The organism is Sanguibacter hominis ATCC BAA-789 (genome assembly GCF_012396185.1).
Taxonomy (GTDB): Bacteria; Actinomycetota; Actinomycetes; order Actinomycetales; family Cellulomonadaceae; genus Flavimobilis; species Flavimobilis hominis.
This window is the reverse complement of record NZ_JAAXOW010000001.1, coordinates 1-14,756: the sequence shown is the minus strand read 5'-3', so window position 1 is coordinate 14,756 and position 14,756 is coordinate 1. Positions and strand designations below refer to the sequence as shown.

At 72.2% G+C, this 14,756-nt stretch carries 15 protein-coding genes; all 15 read left to right on the top strand.

The window, feature by feature from the left end; genetic code table 11:
- Nucleotides 1-82 precede the first annotated feature (82 nt).
- Complete coding sequence (locus HF995_RS13990; RefSeq protein WP_168445816.1) at nucleotides 83-376, top strand: thiamine-binding protein; 294 nt, start codon at nucleotides 83-85, stop codon at nucleotides 374-376.
- The gene (locus HF995_RS00070; protein WP_350308666.1) at nucleotides 373-1,185 is read left to right on the top strand and encodes an ABC transporter permease; all 813 of its coding nucleotides are present in this window, start codon (nucleotides 373-375) and stop codon (nucleotides 1,183-1,185) included. The genes HF995_RS13990 and HF995_RS00070 overlap by 4 nt, the downstream gene beginning before the upstream one ends.
- Nucleotides 1,182-2,180, top strand: coding sequence for an ABC transporter substrate-binding protein (locus HF995_RS00065; protein WP_168445815.1), 999 nt, complete (start codon nucleotides 1,182-1,184; stop codon nucleotides 2,178-2,180). Before HF995_RS00070 ends, HF995_RS00065 begins: the two co-directional genes overlap by 4 nt.
- Nucleotides 2,164-2,946, top strand: a complete 783-nt coding sequence (locus tag HF995_RS00060; RefSeq protein WP_168445814.1) for an ABC transporter ATP-binding protein — start codon at nucleotides 2,164-2,166, stop codon at nucleotides 2,944-2,946. Before HF995_RS00065 ends, HF995_RS00060 begins: the two co-directional genes overlap by 17 nt.
- A gap of 81 nt (nucleotides 2,947-3,027) precedes the next feature.
- On the top strand, nucleotides 3,028-4,077 hold the full coding sequence (gene argC / locus HF995_RS00055) for an N-acetyl-gamma-glutamyl-phosphate reductase (protein ID WP_434060826.1): 1,050 nt from the start codon (nucleotides 3,028-3,030) through the stop codon (nucleotides 4,075-4,077).
- Nucleotides 4,074-5,237: a bifunctional glutamate N-acetyltransferase/amino-acid acetyltransferase ArgJ gene (gene argJ / locus HF995_RS00050; RefSeq protein WP_168445812.1), complete on the top strand. Its 1,164-nt coding sequence runs from the start codon at nucleotides 4,074-4,076 to the stop codon at nucleotides 5,235-5,237. The genes argC and argJ overlap by 4 nt, the downstream gene beginning before the upstream one ends.
- Before the next feature lie 36 nt (nucleotides 5,238-5,273).
- Nucleotides 5,274-6,194, top strand: coding sequence for an acetylglutamate kinase (gene argB, locus HF995_RS00045; protein ID WP_286189116.1), 921 nt, complete (start codon nucleotides 5,274-5,276; stop codon nucleotides 6,192-6,194).
- Nucleotides 6,191-7,462 carry an acetylornithine transaminase gene (locus HF995_RS00040; protein WP_350308665.1) on the top strand — a complete coding sequence of 424 codons (1,272 nt, stop codon included), beginning with the start codon at nucleotides 6,191-6,193 and terminating at the stop codon, nucleotides 7,460-7,462. The genes argB and HF995_RS00040 overlap by 4 nt, the downstream gene beginning before the upstream one ends.
- A 1-nt stretch (nucleotide 7,463) precedes the next feature.
- Nucleotides 7,464-8,396 carry an ornithine carbamoyltransferase gene (gene argF / locus HF995_RS13670; RefSeq protein ID WP_168445811.1) on the top strand — a complete coding sequence of 311 codons (933 nt, stop codon included), beginning with the start codon at nucleotides 7,464-7,466 and terminating at the stop codon, nucleotides 8,394-8,396.
- Nucleotides 8,393-8,908, top strand: coding sequence for an arginine repressor (locus HF995_RS00030; protein WP_168445810.1), 516 nt, complete (start codon nucleotides 8,393-8,395; stop codon nucleotides 8,906-8,908). Before argF ends, HF995_RS00030 begins: the two co-directional genes overlap by 4 nt.
- Nucleotides 8,909-8,986: 78 nt before the next feature.
- On the top strand, nucleotides 8,987-10,216 hold the full coding sequence (locus HF995_RS00025) for an argininosuccinate synthase (protein WP_168445809.1): 1,230 nt from the start codon (nucleotides 8,987-8,989) through the stop codon (nucleotides 10,214-10,216).
- 2 nt (nucleotides 10,217-10,218) lie between these two features.
- Nucleotides 10,219-11,664, top strand: coding sequence for an argininosuccinate lyase (argH, locus tag HF995_RS00020; protein ID WP_168445808.1), 1,446 nt, complete (start codon nucleotides 10,219-10,221; stop codon nucleotides 11,662-11,664).
- A 57-nt stretch (nucleotides 11,665-11,721) separates the two neighbouring features.
- Nucleotides 11,722-12,297 (top strand): uridine kinase family protein, encoded by a 576-nt coding sequence (locus HF995_RS00015; protein WP_168445807.1) that lies wholly within the window; start codon nucleotides 11,722-11,724, stop codon nucleotides 12,295-12,297.
- Between the two features lie 93 nt (nucleotides 12,298-12,390).
- Nucleotides 12,391-13,104, top strand: a complete 714-nt coding sequence (locus tag HF995_RS00010; RefSeq protein WP_168445806.1) for a DNA-3-methyladenine glycosylase — start codon at nucleotides 12,391-12,393, stop codon at nucleotides 13,102-13,104.
- Nucleotides 13,088-14,371, top strand: coding sequence for a tyrosine--tRNA ligase (gene tyrS / locus HF995_RS00005; protein ID WP_168445805.1), 1,284 nt, complete (start codon nucleotides 13,088-13,090; stop codon nucleotides 14,369-14,371). Before HF995_RS00010 ends, tyrS begins: the two co-directional genes overlap by 17 nt.
- Nucleotides 14,372-14,756: the final 385 nt, after the last annotated feature.

The following is a 14,756-nucleotide window of genomic DNA, read 5'->3' as shown; positions in this document are numbered from 1 at the left end:
CAGCGGCGCGCTCTGTCGGCGCGCGGCGGTCGTGCCGTGCGCGCCCGCCGTGGCGGCACCCTCGAGCTCGAGGAGCGAAGAAGTGCTCGCACACATCCAGGTCTCGCCGCGTCCCGCCGGGACGGCCGACCAGCCCTACGCCCACATCGACCCTGCCATCGCAGTCATCCAGCAGTCCGGTCTCGTCCACGAGGTCGGTGCGATGGGTACGACCGTCCAGGGGAGTCCGGACGACGTCTGGGCGCTCTTGCGCCGCGTCCACGAGGCGACGCTCGCGGCCGGCGCTCGCGGCGTGACGAGCCACATCAAGGTCGGGCAAGGCGCGGACGACGCAGGCCCGACGATCGAGGACCTCGTCGCAAAGTTCCGGGCGTGAGCATCGCAGCCCGTCCGGCGGGCGCGGACGTCGTGTCGCGCGTCTGGCCGCCCGCGGTGCTCGCGGTCGGGCTCGTCGTCGTGTGGGAGCTGGCGGTCCGCGTCGCGAACGTCCCCGCTTTCGTCCTGCCCGCCCCGAGCCAGGTCGTCACGGCCGGGGCAGAGCTCGCGCCGGTGCTCGGCGCGCACGTCGCGACGACGATGACGGAGGCGATCCTCGGGCTCGTGCTCGGGGTGCTCGCGGGCGGGACGCTCGCGCTCGCGACGGCCGCGTCGCCATGGCTGGACCGTGCGCTCGTGCCGCTGCTGACGCTCACGCAGACCGTCCCGACGGTCGTCCTCGCGCCGCTCATGGTGCTGTGGGGCGGCGTGGGGCTCGCGCCCAAGGTCGTGCTCGTCGCGCTCACCGTGTTCTTCCCGGTGCTCGTGGCCGCGGCGGGGGCGATGCGCGACGCCGAAGGGGAGCTCGGTGACGTCCTGCGCGGCCTCGGTGGGACGCGCCGCCAGGTGCTGCTCCACGTCCGCGCGCCCGCCGCTCTTCCTGGCGCGCTCTCGGGGCTGCGCCTCGCGGCCACGTATGCGGTCGGCGCTGCCGTCGTCTCCGAGTACCTCGCGGGGACGAGCGGTCTCGGCGTGCTCATCCAGCGGGCACGCAAGGGCTACGACGTCGATCGCATCTTCGTGGCCGTCGCCCTCGTGGCGCTGCTCACCGCGCTGCTGTTCGTGATCGTCGACGTGGCGTCGCGCGCCGCGCTGCCATGGCAGCGGCGCGAGTCCGGAAACCACCTGCTCCTGAGGAGACCAGCATGAGAGCTCGTACCACCGCAGCGATCGCTGCGGCACTGATGATCCTGTCCGCAGGCTGCACGACGACGCCCGAGAGCGGTGCCGCCGACGCTGACCTGACGCCCGTGACCGTCGTCCTCGACTGGACGCCCAACACGAACCACCTCGGCCTGTACGTCGCGCAGGAGCGCGGCTACTTCACGCAGGCGGGCCTTGACGTGACGATCGTCGAGCCGGGGGAGGCGTCGGGGTTGAGCCTGGTCGCGGCCGGGAAGGCCGACGTCGCGTACTCGGTCGCCGAGTCGCTCGTCCCGGCGCGGGCTAAGGGGGCTGACGTCGTCTCGGTCGCCGCGGTGCTGCGCCGCAACACCTCGAGCCTCATCTCCTTGCCGAGCGCGGGGATCGAGCGTCCCCGTGACCTGGCGGGGCGGACGTACGGCAGCTACGGGAGCGCGCTCGAGGAGGCGCTCGTGCGCCGGCTCGTCGCGTGCGACGGCGGCGACCCGGACGCGGTCGAGATGGCCCCGCTCGTGAGCGACGACTTCCGCGTCGGGCTGACGCAGGAGCAGTTCGACGCCGCGTGGGTGTTCGAGGGCTGGGACACGATCCGGCTGCGCGACGTCGACGGGCTCGACGTCACGACGATCCCGTTCGCCGAGCACACGGACTGCATCCCGGACTGGTACACGCCGTTGCTCGCGACGTCCGAGAAGGTGCTGGCCGAGCGGCCGGGAGTCGTCGACCGGCTCGTCGCAGCGATCGGGCGGGGGTACGACGACGCGGTCGCCGACCCTCAGGCGGCCGCTGACACGCTCCTGGAGGCCGTGCCGGAGCTCGACCGCGAGCTCGTGTCCCGCAGCGCCGCCTACCTGGCGGGGGAGATCGCGGCGCCGGGGAAGCCGTGGGGCTGGCAGGACCCGGAGGTGTGGCGAGGGTTCTTGGCGTTCCTCGAGGAGGAGGGGCTCGTCGAGCCGGGGCTGAAGGCGGAGGAGCTGTGGACCGATGACCTCGTCGGCTGACGTCCGGTCGGACGTCGAGGCCGTGGCTCCGCCGGGCGCGCGGGGGAGCGGCGTCGTGGTCGCGGGGCTGACGGTGTCGCTCGGCGGCCGGACGGTCCTCGACGACGTGTCGCTCCGCGTCGCGCCGGGCGGGCTCACGGCGGTCGTGGGCCCGTCCGGGTGCGGCAAGTCGACCCTGCTGCGCGTGCTGGGAGGTCTGCCGGTCGCGGGGACGGAGGTGGTGGGCGGCGAGGTCGAGGTGCCGCTGGCGCAGGATGGGCGGCCCGACGTCGCATGGATGCCGCAGGGGGACTCGTTGCTCCCGTGGCGGCGCACCCTCGGGAACGTCGCGCTCGGCGCTCAGGTCGGTGGGGCGTCCCGCCGGGACGCGGCCGCGGCGGCGCGGGGTCTTCTCGGCCGCTTCGGCCTCGCGGGGTTCGAGCGGTCGTGGCCGCACGAGCTGTCGGGCGGGATGCGCCAGCGTGCGGCGCTGGCGCGCACGGTGCTCGCCGGCCGTCGTGTGCTGCTCCTGGACGAGCCGTTCGGGGCGCTCGACCCGTTGACCCGGCGCGACATGAACGGGTGGCTCGCGGCGCACCGGGCACAGGGTGTGCTGGGCGACGGTGCGGCGGTCGTGCTCGTGACGCACGACGTCGACGAGGCGGTCGCGCTCGCGGACCACGTGGTGGTGCTGTCGTCGCGGCCGGGCCGGGTCGTCGCCCGTGTGGAGGTCGGGGCGCTCGGTCGTGATGCGGCTCGGCGCGTCGTGCTCGCGTCGCTCGGGTGAGGGTGCGGGCTGGGGCAGGATGGTGGGACACGCTCCGCGAGGGGAGTGGAGAGTTATGCAATACGGTGTATGTTTATGCGCATGACCTTCTCAGCAGCGGTCGCCGGAGCCAGCGGGTACGCCGGCGGCGAGATCCTCAGGCTCCTCGCCGCGCACCCGGACGTCGAGATCGGAGCGGTGACCGCGCACTCCAACGCAGGTCAGACGCTCGGCCAGCACCAGCCGCACCTCCGCTCCCTCGCCGCCCGCGTGCTCGAGCCCACGACGCCCGCGACGCTCGCCGGGCACGACGTGGTCGTCCTCGCCCTGCCGCACGGCGCCTCCGGTGAGATCGCCGCACAGCTCCCCGACGACGTCCTCGTCCTCGACCTCGGCGCTGACCACCGGCTCGCGAGCGGCACGGACTGGGAGGCGTACTACGGCTCCGCGCACGCAGGCACGTGGCCGTACGGCATGCCTGAGCTCATCACCGGCCCCGGCGCCCGGCAGCGCGACAACCTTGCCGGCGCGCGCCGCGTCGCCGTCCCCGGCTGCAACGTCACCGCGGTGACCCTCGGTCTCCAGCCCGGCGTCGCCGCAGGGCTCGTCTCGCCGACCGACATCGTCGCCGTCCTCGCGAACGGCTACTCCGGCGCGGGCAAGAGCCTCAAGAGCCACCTGCTCGCGTCCGAGGCGCTCGGCTCCGCCCAGCCGTACGCCGTCGGAGGGACGCACCGCCACATCCCCGAGATCGCGCAGAACCTGCGCGCGGCCGGCGCGCCGGACGTCACCCTCTCCTTCACGCCCACGCTCGTGCCGATGTCCCGCGGCATCCTCGCGACCGCGACAGCACGTCTCGTCGACCCGTCGACGTCGGACGCCGCGATCCGCGCCGCGTGGCACGACGCGTACGCGGACGAGCCGTTCGTCCACCTGCTCCCCGAGGGCGTCTGGCCGACGACCGCGATGACGCTCGGAGCCAACACCGCCCTCGTCCAGGTCGCGGTCGACCGCCGTGCCGGTCGCGTCGTCACCGTCACCGCGATCGACAACCTCGTCAAGGGCACGGCGGGTGCCGCCGTGCAGTCCATGAACATCGCCCTCGGCCTCCCCGAGACCACGGGCCTGACCGTCGAAGGGGTTGCGCCGTGAGCGTCACCGCAGCACAGGGGTTCCGGGCAGCAGGCGTCGCCGCGGGGCTGAAGTCCACCGGCAAGCCTGACGTCGCTCTCGTCGTCAACGACGGACCCGAGCACGTCGCCGCCGGCGTCTTCACGTCGAACCGTGTCGTCGCGGCTCCCGTCGTCTGGTCGCGCCAAGCCCTGGCCGACGGCGTCGCGCACGCCGTCGTCCTCAACTCGGGCGGCGCCAACGCGTGCACGGGGCCCGAGGGCTTCCTCGACACGCACGTCACCGCCGAGCGCACAGGCGACGCCCTCGGCGTCTCGGCGGGCGACGTCGTCGTGTGCTCGACCGGGCTCATCGGCGTGCGCCTGCCGATGGACAAGCTGCTGCCGGGCGTCGAGTCGGCCGTGGCCGCGCTCGACGCGGCAGGCGGCGAGTCCGCAGCGACCGCGATCATGACGACCGACACCGTGCCGAAGACCGCCGTCGCGGAGGGCGAGGGCTGGGTGGTCGGCGGCATGGCGAAGGGCGCGGGCATGCTCGCTCCCGGCCTCGCGACGATGCTGTGCGTCCTGACGACCGACGCGGTCGTGACCGCCGAGGACGCCGACGCGGCGCTGCGTGCCGCGACCGGCCGCACGTTCGACCGCGTGGACTCGGACGGCTGCATGTCGACCAACGACTCGGTCGTGCTGCTCTCCTCGGGCGCCTCGGGCGTGCGCGTGGACAAGGACGCGCTCGCCGCAGTCCTCACCGAGGTGTGCGCGTCGCTCGCTCGGCAGCTCGTCGCGGACGCCGAGGGCGCGAGCCACGACATCGCGGTGCACGTCGTCGGCGCCTCCGACGAGACGGCCGCGGTCGCGGTCGCCCGCGCCGTCACGCGCTCCAACCTCTTCAAGGCCGCGGTCTTCGGCAACGACCCCAACTGGGGCCGGGTCCTGTCGGCGGTCGGCACCGTCCCGCCCGAGGTCGCTCCGTTCGACGCGCTCGCCCTCGACGTGAGCATCAACGGCGTCCAGGTCTGCCGTGCCGGCGGCGTGGGGGAGGGGCGCGAGCTCGTCGACCTCGCGTCGCAGCGCGAGGTGCACGTCGAGATCGACCTCCACGCGGGCGACGCCGAGGCGACGGTCTGGACGAACGACCTCACGCACGACTACGTCCACGAGAACAGCGCCTACTCCTCCTGAGGAGCCGGCCCGGACACGACACGAGAGACGGAAGACATGACCACCGCACCGATCGACCTCACGCCGCACCAGCGCGCTGAGGTGCTCGTCGAGGCGCTCCCGTGGCTGCGCGACCTCGAGGGCGCGCTCGTCGTCGTCAAGTACGGCGGCAACGCCATGGTCGACGACGAGCTCAAGGCGGCCTTCGCCCAGGACATGGTCTTCCTGCGGCAGGTCGGGCTGCGTCCCGTGGTCGTGCACGGCGGCGGTCCGCAGATCTCCTCGATGCTCGAGCGTCTCGGCATCGAGTCGGAGTTCCGCGGTGGGCTGCGCGTGACGACGCCCGAGGCGATGGACGTCGTGCGGATGGTGCTCACCGGCCAGGTCTCGAGGGAGCTCGTAGGCCTCATCAACGCGCACGGCCCGGTCGCGGTCGGTCTCTCGGGCGAGGACGGCGGCCTCTTCCAGGCACGTCGCCGGACGGCGACGGTCGACGGCGAGCCTGTCGACGTCGGGATGGTCGGCGACGTCGTCTCGGTGGACCCGTCCGCCGTCCAGGACCTCCTCGACGCGGGGAGGATCCCGGTCGTGTCGACCGTCGCGCCGGACCTCGACGACGCGACGCAGGTCCTCAACGTCAACGCCGACACGGCGGCGGCGGCGCTCGCGATCGCGCTCGGCGCGCGCAAGCTCATCGTGCTCACGGACGTCGAGGGGCTGTACACGTCGTGGCCGGACCGGTCCTCGCTCGTGTCGACCATCTCGGAGTCCGAGCTCGAGGCGCTCCTGCCGTCGCTCGAGTCGGGGATGGTCCCCAAGATGGAGGCCTGCCTGCGCGCGGTGCGCGGCGGCGTCTCGCGCGCGACGGTGATCGACGGCCGGGTCGCGCACTCGGTGCTGCTCGAGGTGTTCACGAACCAGGGCAACGGCACGCTCGTCCACCCGGGCGGTCCGCGCGACGAGGAGGTGGCACGGTGACCGGCCTCCAGCCCACGGGCGACGCGACGCTCGCCCCGAACAGCTCGGCGGCGTGGACCGAGCGCTACCGCGGCGCCGTCATGGACACGTTCGGCCCGCCGCAGCGCGTGCTCGTGCGCGGCGAGGGTGCGTATGTGTGGGACGCCGACGGCAAGCGGTACCTCGACCTGCTCGCCGGGATCGCGGTCAACGCGCTCGGCCACGCGCACCCGACGCTCACGGCCGCGATCAGCGCGCAGCTCGGCACCCTCGGGCACGTCTCGAACTTCTTCGGAACCCCGACGCAGATCGCGCTCGCGGAGCGCCTGCTCGAGCTCGCGGGCGCGCCCGAGGGCTCGCGCGTGTTCTTCTCGAACTCGGGTGCTGAGGCGAACGAGGGCGCGCTCAAGATGACGCGCCGCAACCTGCGTGCGGACGGCTCGCCGCGCCGTCGCGTGCTCGCGCTCGAGGGCGCGTTCCACGGTCGGACCATGGGGGCGTTGTCGCTCACGTCGAAGGCGCAGTACCGCGAGCCGTTCGAGCCGCTCCCGGGCGGCGTCGAGTTCCTCCCGTTCGGCGACCTCGCCGCGCTCGAGGCCGCGTTCGCGACGGACGGAGACGACGTCGCGGCGCTCGTCGTCGAGCCTCTGCAGGGCGAGGCGGGCGTCAGGTCGCACCCGGTGGGGTACCTCGCTCGCGCTCGCGAGCTCACGGCGGCCCACGGCGCGCTCCTGGTGCTCGACGAGGTGCAGACCGGCATGGGCCGCACCGGCAGCTGGTTCGCGTTCCAGGACCCGACGATCGGTGACGGGGTCGTGCCGGACATCGTGACGCTCGCGAAGGGCCTCGGGGGAGGCTTCCCGGTCGGCGCGATCATCGCCTTCGGCGACCGGGCGGCGACCCTCGTCGGTCGTGGGCAGCACGGCACGACGTTCGGCGGGAACCCGGTCGCCGCCGCGGCGGCGCTCGCGACGATCGGTGTCATCGAGCGAGACGACCTGCTCGAGCACGTACGCGCGGTGGGGACCTTCCTGCGCGACGAGACCGTGGCGTGCGGGAACCCGCTCGTCGTGTCCGTCCGCGGGGCGGGCCTCCTGCTCGCCGTCCAGCTGGCCGAGCCGGTCGCCGCGCAGGTCGCCGCGGCCGCGCTCGAGGCGGGCTTCATCGTCAACCCTGTCGCGCCGGACGCGCTCCGGCTCGCTCCGCCGCTGATCCTCACCGTGGACCAGGCTCGTGACTTCGTCGCGTTCCTCGCCGCGCTCCCCTTCCCGACGACCGAGAAGAGCTGACATGCCCCGCCACTTCCTGCGAGACGACGACCTCAGCCCTGCCGAGCAGCGCGAGGTCCTCGAGCTGGCGCTCGAGTTTCATGCCGACCGGTTCCTGCGGACCCCGCTCAAGGGTCCGAAGGCGGTCGCGGTCATGTTCGACAAGCCGTCGACCCGCACCCGCGTGTCGTTCTCGGTGGGTGTCGCCGAGCTCGGCGGCTATCCGCTGGTCATCGACGCGGCGGGCTCGCAGCTCGGTCGCGGCGAGCCGATCTCGGACACCGCGCGCGTCCTGGACCGTCAGGTCTCGGCGATCGTGTGGCGCACGTTCGGACAGGAGCGCGTCGAGGAGATGGCGGCGAGCTCGTCGGTGCCGGTCGTCAACGCGTTGACGGACGAGTTCCACCCGTGCCAGATCCTCGCGGACCTCGCGACGGTCGCCCAGCACCGGGGCGGCGTCGACGCCCTCGCCGGGCAGGTCCTCGCGTATGTCGGTGACGGTGCGAACAACATGGCGCACTCGTACCTGCTCGGTGGTGCTGTCGCGGGCATGCATGTGCGCGTCGGCACGCCGGAGGGCTACCTGCCGGCCCCGGCGATCGTCGCTGACGCGCAGGCGGTGGCCGCGCGGACGGGCGGCTCGGTGACGGTCACGTCGGACCCGGTCGCTGCTGTGGCGGGGGCCGACGTCGTCGCGACCGACACCTGGGTCTCGATGGGCCAGGAGGGAGAGAGCAGCGCTCGGGAGCTGCCGTTCCTGCCGTTCGCGGTCGACGCGGCGCTCCTGGCGCACGCGAAGCCTGACGCGATCGTCCTGCACTGCCTTCCTGCCTACCGCGGCAAGGAGATCTCCGCCGAGGTGCTCGACGGCCCGCAGTCGGTCGTGTTCGACGAGGCCGAGAACCGGCTGCACGCGCAGAAGGCGCTCCTCACGTGGCTCCTGGAGCAGGCGTGAGTGCTCCGACCGGGACGCCGTCGACGAAGGCTGCGCGCCACGCGCGGATCCGGGCCATCCTCACGTCCCACGAGATCCACTCGCAGACGGAGCTCGCGTCTGCGCTCGCGGACGACGGCGTGCAGGTCACCCAGGCGACGCTGTCCCGCGACCTGATCGAGCTGCGTGCGCAGAAGGTCCGCACGTCGCGCGGGGTGTCGGTGTACGCGGTCCCGGGCGAGGGCGGGGACCGGAGCCTGCAGACGACGTCGGACACCGAGTCTCTCGCGGCGCGCCTCGCGCGCCTGTGCGAGGAGCTGCTCGTCTCCGCCGAGGCGTCGGGCAACCTCGTCGTGCTGCGCACCCCGCCAGGTGCGGCGCACTACCTCGCCTCGGCGCTCGACCACTCGGTCCTGCCCGACGTGATCGGCACGATCGCGGGGGACGACACGGTCCTCGTCATCGCACGGGACGGTGACGAGGGCGGCGCCGCCGTCGCCGCACGGCTGCTGCGCCTCGCCGAGGGTGACTGACGCACGACCGCACGTGACCGCGACCGCGCGGCCCTGAAAGACTACGAACAACCCAACTGTGTGAGAGAGAGAAACGTCATGACTGATCGCGTCGTGCTTGCCTACTCGGGCGGCCTGGACACCTCTGTGGCCATCGGCTGGATCGCGGAGGCGACCGGCTCCGAGGTCGTCGCTGTCGCCGTCGACCTGGGGCAGGGCGGTGAGGACCTCGAGGTCATCCGCCAGCGTGCGCTCGACTGCGGTGCCGTCGAGGCCTACGTGGCCGACGCCCGCGACGAGTTCGCAGCCGAGTACTGCATGCCTGCCCTGCGGGCGAACGCGCTGTACCTCGACCGCTACCCGCTCGTCTCGGCGCTGTCGCGCCCGACGATCGTCAAGCACCTCGTGCGCGCCGCCCGCCAGTTCGGTGCGACGACCGTCGCGCACGGGTGCACCGGCAAGGGCAACGACCAGGTCCGTTTCGAGGTCGCTACGACGTCGCTCGCGCCCGACCTCAAGACGATCGCGCCCGTGCGCGACCTCGCGCTGACCCGTGAGAAGGCGATCGCGTACGCAGAGGCGAACGACCTGCCGATCGCGACGACAAAGCACAACCCGTTCTCGATCGACCAGAACGTGTGGGGCCGCGCCGTCGAGACGGGCTTCCTCGAGGACATCTGGAACGGCCCGACGAAGGACGTCTACAGCTACACGGACGACCCGACGTTCCCGCCTGTCGCGGACGAGGTCGTCATCACGTTCGAGCAGGGCGTCCCGGTCGCGCTCGACGGCGTCGCGGTGACGCCGCTCCAGGCGATCCAGGAGATGAACCGCCGTGCGGGCGCCCAGGGCGTCGGCCGGATCGACATCGTCGAGGACCGTCTCGTCGGCATCAAGTCGCGTGAGATCTACGAGGCGCCGGGAGCGATGGCGCTCATCGCCGCGCACCAGGAGCTCGAGAACGTCACGCTCGAGCGCGAGCAGGCCCGCTTCAAGCGTGGCGTCGAGCAGCGCTGGACCGAGCTCGTCTACGACGGCATGTGGTTCAGCCCGCTCAAGCGGTCGCTCGACACGTTCATCGACGACACGCAGCGCTACGTCTCGGGTGAGATCCGCATGACGCTGCACGGCGGCCGCGCGACGGTCACGGGCCGCCGCTCGGAGGCGAGCCTGTACGACTTCAACCTCGCGACGTACGACGAGGGTGACTCGTTCGACCAGTCGCAGGCGAAGGGCTTCATCGAGATCTACGGCCTCACCGCCAAGCTTGCCGCCGCGCGCGACGTCAAGTTCGGCAACGGCGTCGACCTCGGGTCCGGGAAGCTCTGACGATGACTGCGGACGGGCACGAGGAGGGCACGCAGCGCGTGAGCCTGTGGGGCGGCCGCTTCGCGGGCGGGCCGAGCGACGCGCTCGCGGCACTGAGCAAGTCGACGCACTTCGACTGGCGGCTCGCGGGCCAGGACATCGCTGGTTCGAAGGCGCACGCGCGCGTGCTGCACGCCGCCGGGCTGCTGACTGGAGCTGAGCTCGCGGGCATGCTCGACGCGCTCGAGCGGCTGCGTCTGGACGTCGCGTCCGGGGCGTTCGTCGCGGGCGACGACGACGAGGACGTGCACACGGCGCTCGAGCGCGGGCTCATCGAGCGCGCGGGTGCCGAGCTCGGCGGCAAGCTGCGGGCGGGCCGTTCGCGCAACGACCAGATCGCCACGCTGACGCGGATGTACCTGCGTGACGAGGCGCGTGTGATCGCTGGTCTCGTGCTCGACGTCGTCGATGCGCTCGTCGAGCAGGCTGCCGCCCACCCGGGCGCGGCGATGCCGGGGCGCACGCACCTGCAGCACGCGCAGCCGGTGCTGCTCGCGCACCACCTGCTGGCGCACGCGTGGCCGCTCATGCGCGACGTCGAGCGGTTCGTCGACTGGGACGCGCGTGCGGCCCGGTCGCCGTACGGCTCGGGAGCCCTCGCTGGCTCCTCGCTCGGGCTCGACCCGGCTGCGGTCGCGGCGGACCTGGGTTTCGACGGTCCTGTCGAGAACTCGATCGACGGGACGGCGTCGCGCGACGTCATGGCGGAGTTCGCGTTCGTCTCGGCGATGCTGGGCGTCGACCTCTCCCGCATCGCGGAGGAGGTGATCCTGTGGAACACGAAGGAGTTCGGTTTCGTCCGGCTCGACGACGCGTTCTCGACGGGGTCGAGCATCATGCCGCAGAAGAAGAACCCGGACGTCGCCGAGCTGGCGCGCGGGAAGGCGGGTCGGCTGATCGGGGACCTGACCGGGCTGCTGACGACGCTCAAGGGCCTGCCGCTCGCGTACAACCGCGACCTGCAGGAGGACAAGGAGCCGGTGTTCGACCAGGTCGACACGCTCGAGGTGCTCCTGCCGGCGTTCTCGGGGATGGTCGCCACGATGACCTTCGACACGGAGCGGATGGCGTCGCTCGCGCCGCAGGGCTTCTCGCTCGCGACGGACATCGCCGAGTGGCTGGTGCGGGAGGGCGTGCCGTTCCGTGTGGCTCACGAGGTCGCGGGGGCGTGCGTCCAGGTGTGCGAGCAGCGCGGGATCGAGCTGTGGGATCTCACAGATCAAGACCTCGCGGAGGTCTCGGTGCACCTGACGCCGGCCGTGCGTAGCGTCCTGACCGTCGAGGGTTCGCTGGCCTCGCGCGACGCGGTCGGGGGGACTGCGCCTGTGCGGGTGGCCGAGCAGCTCGACGCCGCGCGCGAGCGCGCGGCACAGCTGCGGGCGTTCGCCCGGGGCCAGGTCGGTGCGTGAGGCGCTGACGACCAGCGGCACGACGACGGGGGCGGTCATGACGACGGAGGTGACGTCGTGACCGCCCCCGACCACGTGGTGGCGCTGGTCGCGGGGATGGCGGCGGACCGACCGGCGGGCCTGGGGGCGACGCGCCTCGTGTGCGTGGACGGTCCCGCAGGTTCCGGGAAGACGACGCTCGCCGCTCAGCTCGGTGCGCTGCTCCCGGCGCAGGTCGTGCACATGGACGACCTGTACGAGGGCTGGACCGGGATGCGGGCGGGCATCGCCAGGCTTGCCGAGTGGGTGCTCGAGCCGCTCGCGGAGGGGCGTCCGGGCCGCTATCAGCGCTACGACTGGGGCCTCGGCAAGTACGCGGAGAGGCACACGGTGCCGTTGGCCGACTTCCTCGTGGTCGAGGGCTGCGGCTCAGCGAGCCTCAGCACGGAGCCGTACTCGCCTCTGGTGGTGTGGGTCGAGGCGCCGGACGACGTGCGGCTCGAGCGGGGGCTCGAGCGTGACGGCGCAGCGCTCGAGCCCGCCTGGCGCGAGTTCATGCAGACGGAGCGCGAGCACTACGCGGAGCACCGTACGCGCGAGCGTGCCCATGTCCGGCTCGACGGCGTCGGCAACCTGGTCACTCCCTGGTCGTGACCAGGCCGCCGTCGGGCGGCGGTGGACGGGGTGCCGGGGGACGATGGCGGGGTGCTTGGTGCTGAAGCGGACCCGTGGTCGAACGAACCTGCGGTGGAGCGCCGTGCGCCGGCCGCTGCGTGGTTCCTCCGCCCGGTGCTCGAGGTCGCGCGCGGGCTGCTCGACGCGCACCTGGTGCGTACGACGCCGGAGGGCAGGGTCGCGTTGCGTGTGACGGAGGTCGAGGCGTATGCGGGGGAGACGGATCCTGCGTCGCACGCCTTCAAGGGCCCGAACCGGCGCAATGCGACGATGTTCGGACCGCCAGGTCGTCTCTACGTCTACCGGCACATGGGTCTGCACCACTGCGTGAACGTCGTGTGCGGCGAGCCGGGGAGTGCGCGTGCCGTGCTGCTGCGGGCTGGCGAGGTCGTCGAGGGCGTGGGCCTGGCGACGGCGCGACGGACGGCCCGCGGCGTCGTGCGCACCTCCGTCGACGTCGCGCGGGGTCCGGCGCGCCTCGCGGACGCGCTGGGTCTGACGCTGGCCGACGACGGAGCGAGCCTCGTGGCTGGCGACAGCCTGGAGCTTCGCGTCCTTGCACGTCCGGTCGCGCCAGGCGTGGTGATGACGGGGCCGCGCGTCGGTGTGGGGGCCGCGGGTGCGGACCCGAACCGGTTTCCGTGGCGTCTGTGGCTCGCGGGGGAGCCGACCGTCTCGGCGTTCCGAGGTCCGTCGCAGCCGCGTCGGCGGACAGGGCAGACTAGTGCTGTTGGCCTCGTCCGAGGTCGGGATCCACGAAGGAGCAGCGGTGAGCAACGTTCTTGATGAACTCCAGTGGCGCGGGCTGGTCAGCCAGACGACTGATGTCGAGGCCCTGCGCAGAGCTCTCGAGGACGGTCCGATCACGTACTACTGCGGCTTCGACCCGACTGCGCCGAGCCTGCACCACGGGCACCTGGTCCAGCTCGTCCTGCTGCGTCACCTCCAGCTCGCGGGGCACCACCCGATCGCGCTCGTCGGCGGGGCGACCGGGCTCATCGGCGACCCGCGCATGTCGGGGGAGCGTGTCCTGAACGATCGTGAGACGGTCGCGGGCTGGGTGGAGCGCCTGCAGAACCAGATCTCGCGGTTCCTGTCGTTCGAGGGTGACAACCCCGCTCGCATGGTCAACAACCTGGACTGGCACGCGGGCTTGTCGGCGCTGGACTTCCTGCGCGACGTGGGCAAGCACTACCGCCTGGGCACGATGCTCGCGAAGGAGACGGTCGCGCGCCGGCTCGCCTCGGACGAGGGCATCTCGTTCACGGAGTTCAGCTACCAGATCCTCCAGGGCATGGACTTCCTCGAGCTCAACCGTCGCTACGGCTGCACCCTGCAGACGGGCGGCAACGACCAGTGGGGCAACCTGCTCTCGGGTGTCGAGCTGGTGCGCAAGTCGGACCAGAAGGCTGTCCACGCGCTGACGACGCCGCTCATCACGAAGGCTGACGGCACGAAGTTCGGCAAGTCCGAGGGCGGCGCGGTGTGGTTGGCGCCGGACATGATGTCGCCGTACGCCTTCTACCAGTTCTGGGTCAACGCGGACGACGCCGACGTCGTGGGATGGCTGCGCACGTTCACGTTCCGGACGCGCGAGGAGATCGCGGAGCTCGAGGCTGCTGTGGCCGAGCGCCCCGCGGCGCGCGAGGCGCAGAAGGCGCTCGCGGCCGATGTCACGACGATGGTGCACGGCGAGCGGGCGACGCAGCAGGCGATCGCGGCGAGCCAGGCGCTGTTCGGTCGCGGCGAGCTCGCCGACCTTGATCCCGACACTCTGGCTGCGGCCACGGAAGGCCTGCCGCGCACGGGCTTCGCGATCGGCGACCCGGTCGCCGACGTGCTCGCAGCGACCGGAGTGGTCAAGGGCAAGGCTGCGGCACGTCGCGCGATCGCCGAGGGTGGCGTCTACGTCAACAACGTGAAGGTCACCGGTGAGGACGCGGTGCTCTCGGAAGGTGACGTGCTCGCCGGACGGTACGTGCTGGTACGCCGCGGCAAGCGCACTGTGACGGTCGCTTTGCTGGGCGAAGCGCCGGGTCAGGGAGCGGCGTAGACCCGCGCGGTCGGGCGGTGACGGTGGTCACCGCTACGCGACTTGACCGTGATCGCCGTGGCCCCGTAGTGTTCTGCGAGTCGCCCCGACAGGGGAGGAACGGACAGCCGCAGGCCTCGCACTCACGTGTGAAGGAGCGGCCGGCCGGTCCCCGAGGGTGACTCCAAGATCCTGAACCAGGCTCTCGTGCGCCGCACGGGAATGAGGTACAGTATCTGTCCGGCCCTCCGGCCGATCACATCCGAGTCTCCGGTTCATCCGGAACGCGGATTGGACACGGCGGGATGGATCGGGTAAGTTTGAACGGTTGCCTCCGAGCTGGCCTGGAAGGGCGGGTGGGGATGCGCGTCTGTTCCTTGAGAACTCAACAGTGTGCTTGATAGTC

What these genes read in the sequence shown, in the direction of transcription:
- HF995_RS00025 (WP_168445809.1), top strand. Translation starts at nt 8,987, where the DNA reads ATGACTGATCGCGTCGTGCTTGCCTACTCGGGCGGCCTGGACACCTCT.
- HF995_RS00060 (WP_168445814.1), top strand. Translation starts at nt 2,164, where the DNA reads ATGACCTCGTCGGCTGACGTCCGGTCGGACGTCGAGGCCGTGGCTCCG.
- argH (WP_168445808.1), top strand. Translation starts at nt 10,219, where the DNA reads ATGACTGCGGACGGGCACGAGGAGGGCACGCAGCGCGTGAGCCTGTGG.
- argB (WP_286189116.1), top strand. Translation starts at nt 5,274, where the DNA reads ATGACCACCGCACCGATCGACCTCACGCCGCACCAGCGCGCTGAGGTG.
- HF995_RS00065 (WP_168445815.1), top strand. Translation starts at nt 1,182, where the DNA reads ATGAGAGCTCGTACCACCGCAGCGATCGCTGCGGCACTGATGATCCTG.
- argF (WP_168445811.1), top strand. Translation starts at nt 7,464, where the DNA reads ATGCCCCGCCACTTCCTGCGAGACGACGACCTCAGCCCTGCCGAGCAG.
- argC (WP_434060826.1), top strand. Translation starts at nt 3,028, where the DNA reads ATGACCTTCTCAGCAGCGGTCGCCGGAGCCAGCGGGTACGCCGGCGGC.